General features: G+C 72.0%; 15 protein-coding genes. 9 read left to right on the top strand and 6 right to left on the bottom strand.

The features are described from left to right. Positions 1-262 precede the first annotated feature (262 nt). Genes ACSBPH_RS14550 through ACSBPH_RS14535 form a run of 4 tightly spaced genes read right to left on the bottom strand, consistent with a single transcriptional unit; the run spans position 263 to position 4,624 of the window. Positions 263-1,321, bottom strand: a complete 1,059-nt coding sequence (locus ACSBPH_RS14550; RefSeq protein ID WP_442575030.1) for a hypothetical protein — start codon at positions 1,319-1,321, stop codon at positions 263-265. Then, the gene (locus ACSBPH_RS14545; RefSeq protein ID WP_442575029.1) at positions 1,318-2,574 is read right to left on the bottom strand and encodes a sensor histidine kinase; all 1,257 of its coding nucleotides are present in this window, start codon (positions 2,572-2,574) and stop codon (positions 1,318-1,320) included. Before ACSBPH_RS14545 ends, ACSBPH_RS14550 begins: the two co-directional genes overlap by 4 nt. Beyond that, on the bottom strand, positions 2,564-3,235 hold the full coding sequence (locus tag ACSBPH_RS14540) for a response regulator transcription factor (protein ID WP_442575028.1): 672 nt from the start codon (positions 3,233-3,235) through the stop codon (positions 2,564-2,566). The genes ACSBPH_RS14545 and ACSBPH_RS14540 overlap by 11 nt, the downstream gene beginning before the upstream one ends. Before the next feature lie 9 nt (positions 3,236-3,244). Then, a complete protein-coding gene (locus tag ACSBPH_RS14535; protein WP_442575027.1) occupies positions 3,245-4,624 on the bottom strand; it encodes a class I SAM-dependent RNA methyltransferase in 1,380 nt (459 codons plus the stop codon). Positions 4,625-4,784: 160 nt separating this feature from the next. On the opposite strand from ACSBPH_RS14535, the gene ACSBPH_RS14530 reads away from it, so the two are divergent. Both ACSBPH_RS14530 and ACSBPH_RS14525 read left to right on the top strand, forming a co-directional pair. Then, complete coding sequence (locus ACSBPH_RS14530) at positions 4,785-5,432, top strand: Maf family protein (RefSeq protein WP_442575026.1); 648 nt, start codon at positions 4,785-4,787, stop codon at positions 5,430-5,432. A 78-nt stretch (positions 5,433-5,510) separates the two neighbouring features. Continuing rightward, a complete protein-coding gene (locus ACSBPH_RS14525; RefSeq protein ID WP_442575025.1) occupies positions 5,511-7,277 on the top strand; it encodes an acetyl/propionyl/methylcrotonyl-CoA carboxylase subunit alpha in 1,767 nt (588 codons plus the stop codon). A 29-nt stretch (positions 7,278-7,306) separates the two neighbouring features. Here the strand turns inward: ACSBPH_RS14525 and ACSBPH_RS14520 are convergent, their stop codons facing one another. Beyond that, positions 7,307-8,764: an NAD(P)H-quinone dehydrogenase gene (locus tag ACSBPH_RS14520; RefSeq protein ID WP_442575024.1), complete on the bottom strand. Its 1,458-nt coding sequence runs from the start codon at positions 8,762-8,764 to the stop codon at positions 7,307-7,309. A gap of 123 nt (positions 8,765-8,887) precedes the next feature. Between ACSBPH_RS14520 and ACSBPH_RS14515 the strand changes: the two genes are divergently transcribed. The 3 genes from ACSBPH_RS14515 (at position 8,888) to ACSBPH_RS14505 (ending at position 12,079) form a co-directional block, all read left to right on the top strand. Then, positions 8,888-9,721, top strand: a complete 834-nt coding sequence (locus ACSBPH_RS14515) for a purine-nucleoside phosphorylase (RefSeq protein WP_442575023.1) — start codon at positions 8,888-8,890, stop codon at positions 9,719-9,721. Beyond that, entirely contained in the window at positions 9,718-11,391 is a 1,674-nt protein-coding gene (locus tag ACSBPH_RS14510) for a phospho-sugar mutase (RefSeq protein ID WP_442575022.1), read from the top strand. Before ACSBPH_RS14515 ends, ACSBPH_RS14510 begins: the two co-directional genes overlap by 4 nt. Positions 11,392-11,494: 103 nt before the next feature. Next, positions 11,495-12,079: a GNAT family N-acetyltransferase gene (locus tag ACSBPH_RS14505; RefSeq protein ID WP_442575021.1), complete on the top strand. Its 585-nt coding sequence runs from the start codon at positions 11,495-11,497 to the stop codon at positions 12,077-12,079. 82 nt (positions 12,080-12,161) lie between these two features. Here ACSBPH_RS14505 and ACSBPH_RS14500 read toward each other — a convergent pair whose 3' ends face one another. Next, positions 12,162-14,096, bottom strand: a complete 1,935-nt coding sequence (locus tag ACSBPH_RS14500; RefSeq protein WP_442575020.1) for a BglG family transcription antiterminator — start codon at positions 14,094-14,096, stop codon at positions 12,162-12,164. 161 nt (positions 14,097-14,257) lie between these two features. Here ACSBPH_RS14500 and ACSBPH_RS14495 point away from each other — a divergent pair, with 161 nt between their 5' ends. From ACSBPH_RS14495 to ACSBPH_RS14480, 4 genes are read left to right on the top strand one after another with little or no spacing between them, the layout of a single operon-like run. Continuing rightward, on the top strand, positions 14,258-14,605 hold the full coding sequence (locus ACSBPH_RS14495) for a PTS sugar transporter subunit IIB (protein WP_442575019.1): 348 nt from the start codon (positions 14,258-14,260) through the stop codon (positions 14,603-14,605). Positions 14,606-14,658: 53 nt separating this feature from the next. Continuing rightward, positions 14,659-14,934: an HPr family phosphocarrier protein gene (locus tag ACSBPH_RS14490; RefSeq protein ID WP_442575018.1), complete on the top strand. Its 276-nt coding sequence runs from the start codon at positions 14,659-14,661 to the stop codon at positions 14,932-14,934. Positions 14,935-14,937: 3 nt separating this feature from the next. Continuing rightward, positions 14,938-16,629 (top strand): phosphoenolpyruvate--protein phosphotransferase, encoded by a 1,692-nt coding sequence (gene ptsP, locus ACSBPH_RS14485; protein ID WP_442575017.1) that lies wholly within the window; start codon positions 14,938-14,940, stop codon positions 16,627-16,629. Further along, the gene (locus tag ACSBPH_RS14480) at positions 16,626-18,191 is read left to right on the top strand and encodes a PTS mannitol transporter subunit IICB (protein ID WP_442575016.1); all 1,566 of its coding nucleotides are present in this window, start codon (positions 16,626-16,628) and stop codon (positions 18,189-18,191) included. The genes ptsP and ACSBPH_RS14480 overlap by 4 nt, the downstream gene beginning before the upstream one ends. Positions 18,192-18,270: the final 79 nt, after the last annotated feature.

The following is an 18,270-nucleotide window of genomic DNA, read 5'->3' as shown; positions in this document are numbered from 1 at the left end:
TCGGGTAACCGTTCGCCAGGCGGGGGCAGGCATATCTGCCGCCCCCGCCTCTTCCGATTCCGCCCTCCGTCCTGGTTCCCCTCCCCCACCAGGACGGGGGGCGAGATTCATTTCCGGCGGGGTCTGGCGGCTCAGCTCGTCTCGCGGCGCGGCAGGTTCCCGGCGCAGCACGTTTCGCGGCGCGGCAGGTCTCGCGGCACCGGTTCTCGCGGCGCCCGGCGCGGCGCGCGGCGCGCGGCGCCCGGTCGCTCCGCGGCTCGGATCAGCCCGGGTGGGCGATCTCTCGCCAGAGCTCGACGGCGTCCTCGTCCGAGAGGCCCGGGCCGGCGGCCGAGCGGCCCACGACCGTCACAGCGACCCGGTCGTCGGGCGACGTGCGGATGTACAGGCGATCGGAGCTCGACTCGCGCAGGGTCTCGGCCAGCTGCGCGCGGATCTGACTGAGGGATTCCTCATCCAGCCCGTCGAGACCGCCCTCGTCGAGGACGGTGACAGTCGCGCCGCGGCGGCGCGCGGAGTCGAGTTCGGTGCGCACGTCGTCGTCGAGGAGGCGCGGGCCGCGCATCTCGTCGCGCAGGGCGCCCTCCGCGATCCGGGCCTCGAGCTTCTCGGGGTCATCGAGCGCGCCGGTCGTCGCGACGGTGCGGGTGAGCACGGGCCCCGCCACGGCGAGCGCGCGCTGCACCTGCACGCGGCGTTCGCGCTGCCGCCCGGTCTGCGAGGCCTGCCACGCCGAGGCCGCGCGCTGCAGCTGGGCGAGCCGGGCCGTGTCGCGGGCGGCGCGGTCCATCGAGCGCATCAGCAGCTGGGCGACACCGACCCACACGATGGAGCCGACGAGCCCGAGAGCGAGGGCGGGCCCGGGACCCATCCAGATCATCGACGCGGCGCCCAGGAGCACGATGCCCGCCCATGCGAACCACGGGCGGCGGCGTACCATGACGATCGTCATGAGCGCCCCGATGCCGCCGAGGTACCACGTCGCGAAGGCTTCGGTGCGGTGCTCCGGCCCGACGCCGAGGGCGATGGACGTGGGGACGAGCACCGTCGTCACGATCGCGAGGAGGCTCGCCCACACCGGGAGCATCGTCGGGCCGCGCGCACCGATCGTGAGTGCCAGGTCGCCGTCGTTCTCGGGATGCGCCGGGGCGGGCTGAGCGCCCCAGAAGACGCACAGCCACGTCGTGGCGATGTAGAGCAGGAGCGCGATGACGACGACGAGGGGGTACTCCACGGGGTCGGTCCACCAGAGGCCTCGCGCCGCGAGGTACGCCGTGAAGGCGACCGCGAGCGAGACGAGGATCGTCCGGACGCTGATCACGTGGCCGCCTCCCGCCATTCCAGACGCACCGTCGTGCCGTGCTCGCCCGAGACGATGCGGGCCGTGCCGCCGACGGCGGCGACCCTCGCGACGATCGACGCGCGGATGCCCAGGCGATCGTCGGGAACCTCCTCGAGGTCGAAGCCGCGACCGGTGTCGCGGACCTCGATGCGCACGCGGACGGGGTCGGTAAGCGCGCGCACGGCGACGGCGAGTCCCTCGCCGTCGGCGTGCTCGATCGCGTTGGTGATGGCCTGCATCGTCGCGAGCGTGAGGGCGCGACCGACGCGGCCGGGCACCGTCGGATGCTCACCCATGATCACGCGCTCCGCCTCGATCTCGACGCCGAGCTCGCGCGCGACGTGTTCGATGTCGTCGGCGAGGGCCGAGGCATCCGTCGGCTCGTCGGAACCCTCCTCGGGGTCCTGCTCCGTGTTCGCAAGCCGCGTGAGCGCCTCTCGCGCCATCGCTGCGGCGAGGGTGCGCTCCCTGTCGGTCTGCGCGCGCTCGGCGGCGATGAGGGCCGCCAGGACGCTGTCGTGCATCAGTGCGGCGACGGCGATGCGCTCCTGCTCCGTGGCGGCGGCGGCCGCGGCCGACGCGTACGACTCGACCGCCCGGGTGCGCGTCTCGTCGACGTTGGCCGAGACCGAGCGGAAGACCCACGCGAGGGTCAGCAGGATGAAACCCAGGATGAGGGCGAACGACACGTCGAGCACGACAAGGCCGTAGAAGGCCGGGTCGAAGCCGGTCTGCACGAGCCGGACGACGCCGAAGACGAGCGGCAGGAGCGCCGTCCACCCCAGCTGCACGGCGATCGGGAAGGCGAGGACGGCCGCGACCGTCCCGACGTTGACGAGGTACCAGATCCAGGGCTCGCGGGTGGGGTCGGGCGGCGAGCCTCCCTGGGTCGCGATCGGCCAGAGGAGCAGCGCCACGAGGTAGAGCAGGGCGAAGATACCCGCGAAGATCTTGACTCCCCGGCCGAGCACGCACGCGAGCAGCATGAGGGCGAGGGGGCCGAAGGTGCCGATCACGAGCACCTGGTGCCATCCGGGGCCCTCTTCGGTCGAGCCGATCGAGGCGAGAAAGGCCTGGGCGCCGAGGATGACCGCGCCGAAAGCCACCGCGAGCGCGATGGCGCGCTCGATGCGGCGGCGGGTGAACGAGCCGAGGCCGGCACTCGTCTCGCGGGTCTGCGGGATGTGGCCCCAGGCGTCGTCGAGAACCGAGCCCGTCGCGTCAGCTGTCACCGGCGCCTCCGTTGCCGGTGGACTGGGAGAGGATGCCGTCCTCCATCGCGCGTCGCAGCAGATCGACCTTCGTCGGGGCCGGTCTTCCGACCTCGACGTATTTGACGCGGACGCGCGTGATGTTCTCCTTCGCGGTGGAGTACGCCACGCCCAGCCGGTCGGCGACGACCTTGAGGGGAAGCCCCGCCGCATACAGACGCAGCACCTCGCGCTCGCGCTGTGAGAGCTGGGCGTCGGCGAAGGCTCGGTCGCCCTCGACGGCGCTGGCCCACTCGACGTTGTTGAGCGGCTCGCCGCGGGCGACCGTGCGCACAGCCGCGATGACGTCGTCGATCGGCGAGGCCTTGCTGACGACGCCGGCGGCTCCGGCCACCAGCGCCTCGCGGACGGCCGCGGGGCGGTCGGCGACGCTGTGGATGATGACGCTCGACCCGTCGGAGGTCAGTCGCTGCACGTTCTCGGTCACCGTCGTGCCGTCACCCAGCGTGAGGTCGAGCACGACGACATCGGCAGGGCGCGCCCGCGCATAGCTGCGCCAGTCGAGGTAGGCCGTCACGGTGCTGCCCGAGAACACGACGTTCTCGGTGCCGCCGCGCGCGCAGGCGGCCTCGAGTCCCAATCGAACGGACTCGTGGTCGTCGATGAGGGCGACGCGCGTCATGGGCCCAGGCTAGCGCGCGTCGTCGACGCGGGTCAGCGTAGCCACGGCCTCGACATGGTGCGAGTTGGGGAAGAGGTCCAGCGCGGCGATCGGACCGGACTCGTATCCGAGGTCACGGAAGATCGCGAGGTCGCGCGCGAGGGCGACCGGATCGCACGCGACATAGACGACGGTCTGCGGCGAAAGCCCGGCGACCCCCTCGACGACCTGGCGCCCCGCGCCCGAGCGCGGCGGATCGAGCACGACGACGCCGCGCGAGAGCCGCTCGCGCTGGGCGACGGATGCCTCGTCCGCCAGTCGCGCGATCCACCGGTCGACGCGATCGGTCTCGGCGCGGGCGCCGACCCATTCCGCGAGGTTCTCCCCCGCGTGCTCCGTCGCGCGCGGGTCGGACTCGACGCTCGTGACGCGCGTGGCCGGGCCGCCGAGGTCGCCGAGCGTCGCGGCGAAGAGCCCGACGCCGCCGTAGAGGTCGAGGTGCCACGCCTCCGGGTCGATCGCCGGACCGCCGGGGTTCTGCGCGCGCAGCTGCGCCGCGACGAGCGAAGAGAGGGAATGCGCCGCGAGGCGATGCACCTGCCAGAAGCCACCCGCGTCGACGCGGAAGTCACGACCGCCGGCGCGCTCGATCACGGTCTCGAAGACGGGGTCGCTCTTGGCGTTGTGGGCGACCGGCGCCGGAGGGCTGCTGCGGCGGCGTCCTCGCTGCGGGCCCCGGCGTCGCGGGCGTTCGGTCTCGGGACGCGGCAGGACCCTCACCCGGCCGTCGGCCGGCTGGACGAGATCGATGCGTCCGGGCGCGGCGCCGGCGAGCCGCAGCGCGGCGCGGGCGACGGCGGGCGTCGCGAGCGGATGGTCCTCGACCTCGATGACGCGATGGCTGCGCGCTGCGTACGGGCCTACGCGGCCCTCCGCGTCGACGTGCAGGCTCACGCGCGTGCGCCACGCGGTGCCGTCGTCGGTCTCTCCGGCGACCACCTCGCCGCCCTCCGTGAGGATCGGCAATGCCGGATCGAGGGTCACGACGGGATCCTCGAGCCGGCCGATGCGACGCAGAGCGTCGACGACGACCTGCGTCTTCAGGCGCCGCTGGTGGTCGAGGTCGATGTGGCCGAAGTCAGCACCGCCCGGTCGGTCCTCCGGCGGCACGTCGACATCGGCCTGGCGCCAGACGTGCGGGCGACGGTGGGGCGAGGCATCCAGCACCTCCATCACCTCGCCGCGCCAGAACGACTTCGACTCGGCGCCGTCCACGTCGGCCAGCCGCACCCGGACGCGCTCACCCGGGATCGCGTCGGGGACGAAGACGACGCGCCCCTCGTGCCGGCCGACGAAGACGCCGCCGTGGGCGACGTCGGTGATGTCGAGGTCGATGTGCCCGTCGTGCATCCTCCGAGCCTGGCACACCCCGCCTCTCGCGAGCCTCGCCCACCCGCACCCGCCGCGAGCCTCGGCACGCCCCGCCCGCCGCGAGACCTCGCACACGGTGATCGACACGCCGCGCCGGGGCCCCGTCTGCGACGTTTCGCGCACCAGTAGCGTGGACGGCATGCGCGTGCTGCTCGCCTCGACCTCCCCCGCCCGGCTCATGCTCCTCCGGCAGGCCGGGATCGAGCCCGAGACCTCGGCGCCCGACGTCGACGAGGACGCCGTGATCGCGGCGGTCGAGGCCGCCGAGGGCCGCACCCTCGCGCCCGACGAGCACGTGCTGCTCCTGGCACGAAGGAAGGCGGCGGATGTCGCGGCCCGCGTCGGCGAGGAGGACCCGTCGTTCGACGGCATCGTCATCGGCGGCGACTCGATGTTCGAGCTCGGCGGCGAGATCCTCGGCAAGCCCTACACGGGCGAGGCCGCCACGGCGCGCTGGGAGATGATGCGCGGCCGCACCGGCGTGCTCCACTCGGGCCACTCCGTGTACCGCCTCACCGCCGGCGGCGATGCGCACGAGGCGCACGCGGTGGCAGAGGCATCCGTCACCTTCGCCGCTGATGTGACGGATGCCGAGATCGCCGCATACGTCGCGTCCGGCGAACCTCTGCACGTCGCGGGGGCCTTCACGATCGACAGCCTCGGAGGGCCCTTCATCGACCGGGTCGGGGGCGACCCCTCGACCGTCGTCGGGATGTCGCTGTCGACGCTGCGACGGCTCGTCCGCGAGCTCGGCATCGAGTGGCCGCAGCTGTGGAACCGCTCGTAGACTCCCGCCCACGTTGACGGCGGTTTCTTGTGCGAGGCACCCAAAAGTGCTGGGAAGCCCAACTGTAGGCTGACACTCATGCCGCAGATCACCAAGGTTCTCGTTGCCAACCGCGGTGAGATCGCCGTACGTGTCATCCGCGCCGCGCGCGACTCGGGCAAGGCCTCGGTCGCCGTCTACGCGGATCAGGACCGCGACGCGATGCACGCCCGCCTCGCCGACGAGGCGTACGCGCTCGAGGGCGCGACGAGCGCCGAGACCTACCTGTCGATCGACAAGATCCTCTCCGTCGCCCGGCGCTCCGGCGCCGACGCCGTGCACCCCGGCTACGGCTTCCTCGCCGAGAACGCCGACTTCGCCCGCGCCGTCATCGGCGCCGGCCTCGTGTGGATCGGGCCGTCGCCTGCGGCCATCGAGGCGCTCGGCGACAAGGTCACGGCGCGTCACGTCGCCGAGAAGGTCGGCGCTCCCCTCGCCCCCGGAACGCCCGGGCCCGTCAGCGGTGCCGACGAGGTCGTCGCATTCGCCGAGCGGGTGGGGCTGCCGATCGCCATCAAGGCGGCCTACGGCGGCGGCGGCCGCGGCCTCAAGGTCGCGCGCACGATCGACGAGGTGCCCGAGCTGTTCGAGTCCGCGACGCGCGAGGCCATCTCGGCCTTCGGCCGCGGCGAGTGCTTCGTCGAGAAGTACCTGGACAAGCCGCGTCACGTCGAGACCCAGTGCCTCGCGGATGCCGAGGGCAACGTGGTCGTCATCTCCACGCGCGACTGCTCGCTGCAGCGCCGCCACCAGAAGCTCGTCGAAGAGGCGCCCGCGCCGTTCCTGACCCCCGAGCAGAACGAGACGCTCTACACGGCGTCGAAGGCGATCCTCAAGGAGGTCGGCTACGTCGGCGCCGGAACGTGCGAGTTCCTCATCGGCGCGGACGGCACGATCTCGTTCCTCGAGGTCAACACGCGCCTCCAGGTCGAGCACCCCGTCTCGGAGGAGATCACGGGCATCGACCTCGTGCGCGAGCAGTTCCGCATCGCCGAGGGCGGCGTGCTGGATTACGCCGACCCGGAGCCCAGCGGCCACTCGATCGAGTTCCGCATCAACGGCGAGGACCCCGGCCGCGGCTTCCTCCCCCAGCCCGGGCCGATCAAGGTCTTCAAGACCTTCGGCGGCCCCGGCATCCGCCTCGACTCCGGCGTCACGGCGGGCGACAGCGTGAGCGGCGCGTTCGACTCGCTGCTCGGCAAGATCATCGTGACCGGACGCGACCGCGCCGAGGCGCTCGAGCGCTCGCGCCGCGCCCTCGACGAGTTCGAGGTCGCCGGTCTTCCGACCGTGCTGCCCTTCCACCGCAAGGTCGTCCGCGACCCCGCGTTCACGGCGGAGGACGGCGTGTTCGGCGTCTACACCCGGTGGATCGAGACGGAGTTCGACAACGACATCCCGCCGTGGGACGGCGAGCTCGATGCACCCAAGGCCGCGGAGTCACGCCACACGGTCGTCGTCGAGGTCGGCGGCAAGCGCCTCGAGGTGAGCCTTCCCGACCGCATCGTCGCGGCCCCCGCCGCGGCCGGTCGTCCCGCGGCCGTGCCGCCCTCGCGCCGCTCGCACGCGCCGACGGTCATGGCCGGGGCATCCGGAGACGCCGTCAAGGCGCCCATGCAGGCCACGATCGTCAAGATCGCCGTCGAAGAGGGCCAGCAGGTCGTCAAGGGCGACCTCGTCGTCGTGCTCGAGGCGATGAAGATGGAGCAGCCGATCCAGGCTCACAAGGACGGCGTGATCGGCGCGATCAACGCCGACCCCGGCACGACGGTCTCCGCCGGCCACCAGCTCCTCACCATCTCCTGACGACGGGCCCCGAGGGGGGCCGTGCGCGGTCAGGCGCCGTAGATCGTGTGGTCCACGACGTGCATCGCACGCGCGGCGTCGGTGATCGTGCCCGACAGCGACGGGTAGACGGCGAAGACCCGCGAGACCTGGTCGACGGTCAGGCGCCGCTCGACGGCGATCGCGATGGGGTAGATGAGCTCCGAAGCGCGCGGGCCGACGATGACGCCGCCGATGACGCTGCCTGAGCCCTGACGGGCGATGAGCTTGACGAAGCCGTCCTTGATGCCCATCATCTTGGCGCGGGGGTTGGCGGCGAGCGGGAGCTTGTGCACGACGCCCTGGATGAGCCCCTCGGCGATGTCCTTCTCCTGCCAGCCGACCGTCGCGATCTCGGGCGCGGTGAAGATGTTCGACGCGATCCGCCGGCGCTCGAGCGGGATGACGACGTCGCCGAGCGCGTGGAACACCGCGGTGCGCCCCTGCATCGCGGCGACCGACGCGAGCGGGATGAACGTCGTGCAGTCGCCCGCCGCGTAGATGTTGGGCACCGACGTGCGCGCGACGCGGTTGACCTGGATGTGTCCGGAGGCGGTCATCTGCACGCCCGCCTCCTCGAGGCCGATCCCCTTCGTGTTCGGCACGGATCCGACGGCCATGAGGCAGTGGCTGCCCTCGACCGTCCGGCCGTCCGACAGGGTCACGACGACGCCGTCGCCCACGCGCTCGACCTTGTCGGCGCGCGACTTGGACAGAAGCGTCATGCCGCCGCGCTTGAACACCTTCTCCAGGACGGCCGCGGCATCCGAATCCTCGCCCGGCAGCACCTGATCGCGACTGGAGATGAGCGTGACCTTCGAGCCGAGGTTCATGTAGGCGCCCGCGAACTCGGCGCCCGTCACGCCGGAGCCGACCACGATGAGGTGCTCGGGGAGGGAGGGCATGTCGTACAGCTGCGTCCAGGTGAGGATGCGCTGTCCGTCGGGCCGGGCGTTCGGCAGCTCACGCGGCGAGGCACCGACAGACACGACGAGCGTGTCGGCCTCGACGCGGTCGAAGTCGGTGCCACCGGGACCGGTCGACACCACCACGGCGTTGTCGCCCTCGAGCCGGCCGTGGCCCGAGATGATGCGCACGCCCGCCTCGACGAGCGAGGCGCGCATGTCGTCGGACTGCTGTCGCGCGAGCGAGAGCAGGCGCTTGTTGACCGCCGTGAGGTTGATGGCGATCTCGGGCTTGAGGGGCCGGCCGTCCTTTCCCTTCGCGAAAAGCTGCACTCCGAGGTCTCCGGCCCCCGCGATGGCGACGGCGGCGTCCGCCGTGGCGATGAGCGACTTCGAGGGGACGACGTCGGTGATGACGGCCGAGCCGCCGACGCCCGCCCGCTCGACGAGGGTCACCTCGGCGCCGAGCTGCGCGGCGGCGAGCGCCGCCTCGTACCCGCCGGGGCCGCCGCCGATGATCGCGACGCTCTGGGTGACCTCGAAGCTGACAGACATGTCCGCCATTCTCCCAGGCCGCCGCGGGCGCCGTCGAACCGGCCGCCCCGGGCGCCGTCGAACCGGCCGCCCCCGACGCGCGCGGAATCCCTCGTCTGGCCCCGGCGCCGCGCCCTACCTAGAGTGGTGGGCATGTCAGAGAAGACCCTCAATCCCCTCGACGACCCCGCCGCAGATCCGTTCGCCGTCGCGGGCGCCGCCGCCGCCGACATCGCGCGGATCACCGGCGTCGAGCACCACGACATCGCCCTCACGCTCGGGAGCGGCTGGGGCAAGGCGGCCGACCTCATCGGCGAGACGACGGCGACCTTCGCCGCGACCGAGGTCACGGGGTTCGGCAAGCCCGCGCTCGAGGGGCACGTCGGCACGCTTCGCAGCGTCGTGACCCCACGGGGCAAGCGCGTCCTCGTGATCGGAGCGCGCACCCACTTCTACGAGGGCCACGGGGTCCGCCGCGTCGTCCACAGCGTCCGCACGGCGGCCGCGACCGGCGTGCGCACGATGGTCCTCACCAACGGCGCCGGCGGCATCAAGCACACCTGGAAGCCCGGCAAGCCCGTGCTCATCAGCGACCACATCAACCTCACGGCATCCACTCCGCTCGAGGGCGCAACCTTCATCGACCTCACCGACCTGTACTCGCTGCGCCTGCGGGACCTCGCCCGCTCGGTCGACCCCAGCCTCGACGAGGGCGTCTACTGCCAGTTCATCGGCCCGCAGTACGAGACGCCGGCCGAAGTGCAGATGGCGAAGGCGATCGGCGGCCACATCGTCGGCATGTCGACCGCGCTCGAGGCGATCGCGGCGCGGCAGGCCGGTATGGAGATCCTCGGGTTCTCGCTCATCACGAACATGGCGGCGGGCATCCAGACCACTCCGCTCAGCCACCAGGAGGTGCTCGACGCGGGCCGCGAGGCCGAGCCCGTCATCTCGTCGCTCCTCGCCCGCGTCATCGGGGCTCTGTGAGCACCGTCGTCGAGCGGGCGAGGGCGTGGCTCGCCCAGGACCCCGACCCCGAGACCCGCGACGAGCTGTCGGCTCTGCTCGAGCGCGTCGAGGAGGGGGATGCCGCGGCATCCGTCGACCTCGAAGACCGGTTCGCCGGACGCCTCGCCTTCGGGACCGCCGGCCTTCGCGGCGAGCTCGGCGCCGGGAGCAACCGCATGAACCGCGTGCTCGTGGCCCAGGCTGCGGCCGGACTCGGCGCGTATCTGCTCGAGAAGGCCGGCGGGTCGCGCCCGACCGTCGTAATCGGCTATGACGGACGCCGCAACTCCCGCGTGTTCGCGCAGGACTCGGCGGAGCTCTTCGCGGGCGCCGGCATCCGCGCGATCCTCCTCCCTCGCCTGCTTCCGACTCCCGTCCTCGCCTTCGCGGTGCGGCACCTGGATGCCGATGCCGGCGTCATGGTGACGGCGAGCCACAACCCTCCCAACGACAACGGATACAAGGTGTACCTCGGCGGCGCCGACGAGGGGGCGCAGATCGTCTCGCCCTCCGACGCCGAGATCGCGGCGCACATCGAGCGCGTCGCGGCGGGGGACGCGGCATCCCTTCCCCGCTCCGTCGGCTACGAGACGGCGCCCGAGTCGGTGATCGACGCCTATATCGCGGCAACGGCGGCAGTCGCCCCGGCTCCCGCGGGGGCGGAGGGCCTGTCGTGGGTCTACACGGCGATGCACGGCGTCGGGTGGGAGACGCTCTCGCGCATCCTCCAGGCCGCGGGCTACCCCGCGCCGACCGTCGTCGCCGAGCAGATCCAGCCCGACGGGAAGTTTCCGACCGTCGCGTTCCCGAATCCCGAAGAGCCCGGCGCGATGGACCTCGCCTTCGAGACCGCGCGCCGCGTCGCCGCCGACCTCGTCATCGCGAACGACCCCGACGCCGACCGGCTCGCGGTCGCGATCCCCGACGACTCCGCCCCCGACGGCTGGCGACGGCTGAGCGGCAACCAGATCGGGCTGCTGCTCGGGTGGCGCGCTGCCGAGAAGGCGCGGGCGACGGATGCCGCGGCCGGCGCCTCGCTCGCCTGCTCGCTCGTATCGTCGCCCGGCCTCCAGACGGTCGCCGAGCACTACGGGCTCGCCTTCCACGCGACCCTGACCGGATTCAAGTGGATCTCGCGCGCGCCGGGCCTCGTCTTTGGATTCGAGGAGGCCCTCGGCTACCTCGTCAACCCCGACACCGTCCGCGACAAGGACGGCATCTCGGCCGCGGTCGCGATGCTCGGGATGGTGTCGGAGGCACGCGGGCGCGGGGCATCCGTCGCGGATCTCGTGCGCGAGTTCGAAGAGAGGTTCGGGTTCTTCGCGAGCGACCAGATCTCGGTGCGGGTCGAGCAGCTGTCGCTCATCGCCGACATCATGGCCGCTCTCCGGGCGCGGCAGCCCTCGCGGATCGGCGAGACCGACGTCGAGAAGGTCGACGACCTGCTCACGGGCGTCGACGACCTCCCGCCGGGCGATGTGCTGCGCTTCTGGCTCGCCGACGGATCGCGCCTCATCGTGCGCCCGAGCGGCACCGAGCCGAAGCTCAAGCTCTATCTCGACGTGCGGGGCGAGTCGCCGGGCGACGCGCAGCATCGCATCCAGGCCCTCGCCGACGGCGCCCGGGCGCTGCTCGCCGAGCTGTCCTGAAGGGTCGCGGACCGGGTCGGCCGCCCACCACGGCTGAGGCCGCGCCGCCAGCGCCTACGCGCCTCCGCGCCGCGCCGCGCCTCGCCGGAATAGGCTCGACGGCGTGCTGCTGACCGACCCCATCACGCTCGAGAACGACTGGGTGCGCCTCGAGCCGCTCTCGCTCGACCACGCCGAAGACCTCGCCGACGCGACGCAGGGGCTTCAGTACGCCTGGTACACGACGGCGCCGACCCCCGCCGGGATCCCGGCCGAGATCGAACGGCGGATGGCCTGGCGCGACGAGGGCCACATGAACCCGTGGGCGGTGCGCCGCCTCGCGACGGGCCGCGTCGTCGGCATGACGACCTTCTGCAACATCGACCAGGCCAACCGGCACGTCGAGATCGGGCACACGTGGCTCTCGCCCTCGGCCCAGCGCACGGAGGTCAACACCGCGGCCAAGCTCGCCCTCTTCGCGCATGCTTTCGATGCGTGCGATGCCATCGCGGTCGAGCTGCGCACGCACTGGCACAACCGGCAGTCCCGCGAGGCGATCGCCCGGCTCGGCGCCAAGCAGGACGGCGTCCTGCGCAACCACCGGCTCGGCCCCGACGGCACGCTGCGCGACACCGTCGTCTTCTCGGTCCTCCCCCACGAGTGGCCCGCCGTCCGGCTCGGCCTGCAAGAGCGCCTCGCCCGCGTCTGACGCCGGGACCCGGCATCCGCCACCCGAAGGGTCGTGCCGGGACCCGGCATCCGTCCGTGAAAACGCGAACGGATGCCGCAGCTCACCCGTCGACGACGGCGACGAGCTCGTCGAGGAAGGCCGCGAAGTCCGTGCCCCGGCGCACGATCCGCTGCACCGACTCGCGCTCGGAGAACACCTCGACGAGCTGCTCGAACACGGTCTGGAAGGCCTCGCGGTCGGTCTCGCTGAAGGCGACGAGGGCGACGACCTGCACGCGTCCCTCGCCCCACGGGATCGAGGGATCGGCGATGCCGACGGCGATGGCGGTGCGCGTCGCTGTCATGCCCAGCGCGTGCGGCACGGCGAGCGCGTCGGTGAACGCCGTCGACGACAGGTGCTCGCGCTGGATCGCACGCTCGATGTAGTCGTCGTCGATGACCCCGCGCGCGACGAGCATCGAGCCGAGGCTGCGGATGATGTCGTCCTCGCCGGCACCGTCGAGCCCGCGCAGGAAGGCTGTCGGCTCGAAGTACCTCTCGAGCTCGGTGCGCAGCCTCGCGAGGCGCCGCGCGCGGCGGATGCGCCCCGCCGCGGCCTGCACGCGCTCGACGTCGGCGTCGGTGAGGAACGGCTGGATGCGCACGATGCGCTCGGACCCCGCCCGCTCGGCCGGGGGATCGATCGTCGTGAGCACGAGGTCGGTGTCGATCGAGCCCCAGTCGGGGTCGACCCGCGTCTCGACGCCGACGACCTCGATCGCCTGGCCGAGGGATCGATCGACGGAGGAGCGCAGCAGCTCGTGCAGCTCGTAGTAGCCGGGGCACACGATCGTCGCGGTGAGGAGCTGATCGGCGCGCCGGCTGCGCTCGAGGCGTCCGCCGACGTGCATCGCGATGTAGGCGATCTCATCGTCGAGGAGAGGGATGCCGAGGCTCTCGTGCAGGCCGTTGGCGATGTAGACGGCGAGCTCGAAGATCATCGGGTACGAGGCCTTGAGTGAGCGCGTGAGGGGGTTGCGGGACCACGCTTGCTCCCGTGCCCGCAGCCGCAGGTTCTGCACGTGCAGCGCGAGGCGGAGGATGAAGTCCTCGTGCACGATGTCGACGAGGAACTCGGATGCCGCGTCCCCCACGACGTCGCGCACCGCCTGCTCCACGTCGGGGTCGAGGCGCTCCCGCACGTGCATCTTCGGCGCGGTCGCTCCGGGCGCGACGACCCGGGTCAGCACGAGCGAGGCGAGGTGCTGCAGGTCGCCGGCGCCGAGCTGGACGCCGAGGTGCGTCGCCGAGAGGCGCGCGAGGATCGCGGCGACCTCGGCGTTGGAGGGCGTCGCGTCGGCGACGTCGCCGTCGAGGCCGCGGTCCTGAGCGACCCGGTCGGCGGCGATCGCGATGTGCATGACGACGTCGGCGATGCCGTACTCGTTGACGAAGTACCCGAGGCCCCCGAGCTCGGCGACGAGGTCGGTCTTGAAGGGGCCGAAGGCGCGCGCGCCGACGGAGGCGTCGCCGAGGGTGCGGCGGAGGGCCTCGAGGTCGAACGATCCGGCGTCCATCTCGTCGTGGGCGAGGCGGCTGAGAAGGCGCCGCTGGGCCATCTCCGTGCCGCGGAGCCGGGCGCGTGAGGCCGACCGCTCGAGGGTCAGCTCGGTCCCGCCGAGGAGCCCGCGGACGCGTGCGAGATCGGCGTCGAGAGTCGCCGACGAGACGTGGAGCCGGTCGGCCGTCTCGAAGACGTCGATCCCGTCGGGCGAGTCCAGGAGCGCGCGCACCAGGGTGTGGAGGCGGTCGCGAGGGGTGCCGGCATCCGTCGTCCCATTGGAGCGGAGGGCGGTCGCGGCATCCGTCCCCGCCCGATAGCCGAGGGGCCCCGACTCGACGACCGCACCGGAGGGCACCCGCGCGTTGAGAGCCGTGACGTAGGAGCGGATGCTGCGCGGAGTGACCCCGAGGGCGTCGGCGAGCGTCGCCGCCGTCGCCCAGTCGCCGTCGCGCACGAGAAGGGCGAGCAGGCGATCCTGTCGCGCTCGTGTCACCGCTCCTCCACCCGCGCGCCGTCGTCGGCCGCGCCCAGACCAGTCAACCACGCGTGCGAGCCCCACCAGCGGCAGGGCCGATCTTCCGCGGGGGCGGAAGAAGACATGGTTGTCGGCTCCCAGCGATTTCACAAGAATGGCCACACGAAGGAGGCGGATCGATGAGGATCCTCGTGGTCTGCGGTGCCGGTGCGTCGAGCACCTTCGTCGCACAGCGCGTGCGGCACGCTGCCCACGACCGGGGCCTGCCCTATTCGGCCTTCGCCGGCACCGAGCAGTCGCTCCCGATCGACCTCGATGCCGCCGATGTCGTCCTGGTCGGGCCGCACCTCGCGCACGCGCTCGATCGCATCGAGCGCGATGCCACGGCACGAGGGACGACGGTGGTGCTGCTGCCGGCGGACATCTTCCTCGACCTCGACGGCACGCGGACGCTGCAACTCGTCCACGACGCGGTCGGCGGTCCGTCCGGGACCGTCCCGACGGCCAGCGGAGCCACACCTCCGTGACCGGCGGCCTCACGCTCATACGACCCCCGCTGGACCGAACTGAGAGGAACGACATGGCCCCCATCTCGCGCACCGTGCGGATCGGCTCGTCCCACGGCCTTCACGCTCGCCCCGCGAAGCTCTTCGCGCAGGCGGCGAAGGACGCCGGCATCCCGATCACGATCGCGAAGGACTCGGGTTCGCCGGTCAACGCCGCGAGCATCCTCGGGGTCATCGCGCTCGGCGTCGAGCAAGGCGACTACGTCACGCTCACCGCCGACGGCGAGGGCGCCGAAGCGATGCTCGACACGCTCGCCGAGCTCCTCACGACCGACCACGACGCGGAGTAGACGATGACGCAACTGCGAGGAGTCGGAATCGGCCTGGGCGTCGCCCAGGGCCCTGTCGCGCGGATGGCGGAGCCCCTGCCCGCCCCGAGCGACGGGCCGAGCACGCTCAGCAAGGAGGAGGAGACGGCGCGCGTGCGCGAGGCCGTTGCGGCCGTCGCCCGCGAGCTCGAGCAGCGCGGCGCCCAGGCCGGCGGCGCGGCGCGCGACGTGCTCGAGGCGCAGGCCATGATGGCCGAAGACCCCACGCTCGAGCAGGAGGTCGAAGACCGCCTCGCGCAGGGCAAGACCGGCGAGTTCGCGGTGTTCGACGCCTTCGCGTCATTCCGCGATCAGCTCTCCGCGCTCGGCGGGTACCTCGGCGAGCGCGCAGCGGACCTCGACGACGTCGCCCAGCGGGTCATCGCGCGGCTGCGTGGCGTTCCCGCTCCGGGCGTGCCCGATCCGGGGCATCCGTTCGTCCTCGTCGCGAAGGATCTCGCACCGGCCGACACGGCCCTCCTCGACCTCGACAAGGTGCTCGCGCTCGTGACGACCGAGGGCGGGCCGACCTCGCACACGGCGATCCTCGCCCGCGAGAAGTCGATCGTCGCGGTGGTCGGGGTGGCCGCCGCGAAGGACCTGACCGACGGCGAGACGGTGATCGTGGATGCCGCGGCCGGCGTCGTCGTGACGCAGCCGACCTCCGAGGAGCAGGAACGGGCGCTCACCCGCGCCGCGGCACGGGCGGCCCAGGCATCCGCTCCCCTCACCCCGGGAGCCCTCTCGGACGGCACGGCGATCCCGCTGCTGGCGAACCTCGGCAAGCCGGAGGGCGCGGCCGAAGCCGTGGCTCTCGGCGCCGAGGGGGTGGGCCTCTTCCGCACGGAGTTCCTCTTCCTCAGCTCGAGCCAGGCGCCCACCGTCGAGCAGCAGCGCGAGTCGTACACGGCGCTCCTGTCGGCCTTCCCCGGCAAGAAGGTCGTCGTGCGCGTGCTCGACGCGGGAGCCGACAAGCCGCTCGCGTTCCTCAACGACGCGCACGAGGAGAACCCTGCGCTGGGCCTTCGCGGCATCCGCGCGCTCCGCGCGAGCGAAGACATCCTGCGAGAGCAGCTGACGGCGCTGGCGGAGGCGGATGCCGCGACGCGGCAGCTGCCGGACGGCCCGGCCGACCTCTGGGTCATGGCGCCGATGATCGCGACCGTCGAGGAGACGGCGTACTTCACCACCCTCGCCCGGGAGTACGGCATCAAGACGGCCGGGGTCATGGTCGAGGTGCCCTCCTCGGCGCTCCTGGCCGACCGCGTGCTGCGGGTCGCCGACTTCGCCTCGATCGGCACGAACGACCTCACGCAGTACACGCTCGCCGCCGACCGGCTCCTCGGATCCGTCGCCGGCTTCCAGGATCCCTGGCACCCCGCCGTCCTGACGCTCATCCGCGAGGTGGGCCAGGCCGGCCGGGAGAACGGCAAGCCCGTCGGAATCTGCGGCGAGGCCGCCGCCGACCCGCTGCTGGCCGTCGTGCTCGTCGGCCTCGGGGCGACGAGCCTGTCGATGGCCCCCACCGCTCTCGCCGACGTCCGCGCGTCGCTGCTGGAGTACACCCTCGCCCAGGCGCGCGGAATCGCCGAGGCAGCCCTGGCCGCAGACGATGCGGCGTCGGCCCGAACCGCGGCTCGAGAAGCCGCCGACTCAATCAAGGAGACACAGCGATGACAACGGCGTCAGTACCGGCACCCGGTACCAAGAAAGCGCAGGTCCACGTCCAGCGCTTCGGCACGTTCCTCTCCGGCATGATCATGCCGAACATCCCCGCGCTCATCGCGTGGGGCATCTTCACCGCGTTCTTCATCGACGTGGGATGGACCCCGGTCGAATCGCTGTCGTCGATCGTGGGACCGTTCATCCACTACCTGCTGCCGATCCTCATCGCCTATACCGGCGGCAGCATGGTCTACGGCATCCGCGGCGGTGTCGTGGGATCCATCGGCACCTTCGGCGCGATCGCCGGTTCGGACTGGCTCATCGCCCAGTTCAACGCGAGCCTGCCGGAGGGCGATGCGCCGCTCGGCCAGGTGCACATGTTCATCGGCGCGATGATCATGGGTCCGCTCTCGGCCTACACGATGAAGTGGCTCGACTCCCTGTGGGAGGGCAAGATCCGGGCGGGCTTCGAGATGCTCGTCAACATGTTCGCGGCGGGCATCTGGGGCTTCGTGATGGCGATCGTCGGGTTCTACCCGATCGCGTACGTCGTCAACGGCATCATGCAGATCCTGTCGACGGCCGTGAACTGGCTGGTCGCGACGAACCTCCTGCCGCTCACGAGCATCGTCATCGAGCCCGCGAAGGTCTTCTTCCTCAACAACGCCATCAACCACGGCGTGCTGACCCCGCTCGGCCTGCAGGAATCCGCCGACACCGGCTCGTCGATCCTGTTCCTCCTCGAGGCCAACCCCGGCCCGGGCGTCGGCCTGCTGCTGGCGTTCACCTTCTTCGGCGTCGGCGCGGCGCGCGCGTCGGCACCCGGTGCCGCGGTCATCCAGTTCTTCGGCGGCATCCACGAGGTGTACTTCCCGTACGCCCTCATGAAGCCGATGCTGATCCTCGCCCTCATCGGCGGCGGCATGACCGGCGTCACGACGAACATGCTCCTCGGCGGCGCGCTGCGGGCACCGGCGGCGCCGGGCAGCATCTTCGCGGTGATCGCGCAGATCCCGAACGGCAAGTACCTCGCGGTGCTGCTGTCGGTGGTCCTCGCGGCGGTCGTCACGTTCCTCATCGCCGCCGTCATCCTGCGGGCCTCGCGCAAGCGCGACCTCGAGGCGATGGCGCTGTCGGACGACGCCTTCGGCGCGGCGATCACCCAGACCGAGGCGGCCAAGGGCAAGTCCTCCGACTCGCTCCGCAACCTCCGTGGCGGGGCCGCCACCCAGGCCGACGGCGCGGGCGGCGTGGGGACGGGCGTCGAGAAGGAGATCCGCAACATCGTGTTCGCCTGCGACGCGGGCATGGGGTCGTCGGCGATGGGCGCGAGCGTCCTGCGCAACAAGATCAAGAAGGCGGGCATCGAAGACGTCACGATCGTCAACAAGGCGATCGCGAACCTCGACCCCGCGGCCGACCTGGTCATCACGCAGAACCAGCTCACCGACCGGGCGCGGCTGCAGGCGCCCGGCGCCGTCCACATCTCGGTCGACAACTTCATGAACTCGCCGCGCTACGACGAGGTCGTCGACCTGGTCAAGGCGCAGCACGAGCAGCAGGCGCAGGCGTAGGAGAACAGGGGCCCGAAGACGCTCTGGGGTCGGATGTGCGTGATGCCCCGGCCCCAGAGTCTTCGGCCCTCCCGTGTCT

Source organism: Microbacterium sp. F51-2R, assembly GCF_052180235.1.
GTDB lineage: Bacteria > Actinomycetota > Actinomycetes > Actinomycetales > Microbacteriaceae > Microbacterium.
This window is presented reverse-complemented; position numbering and strand designations above follow the sequence as displayed.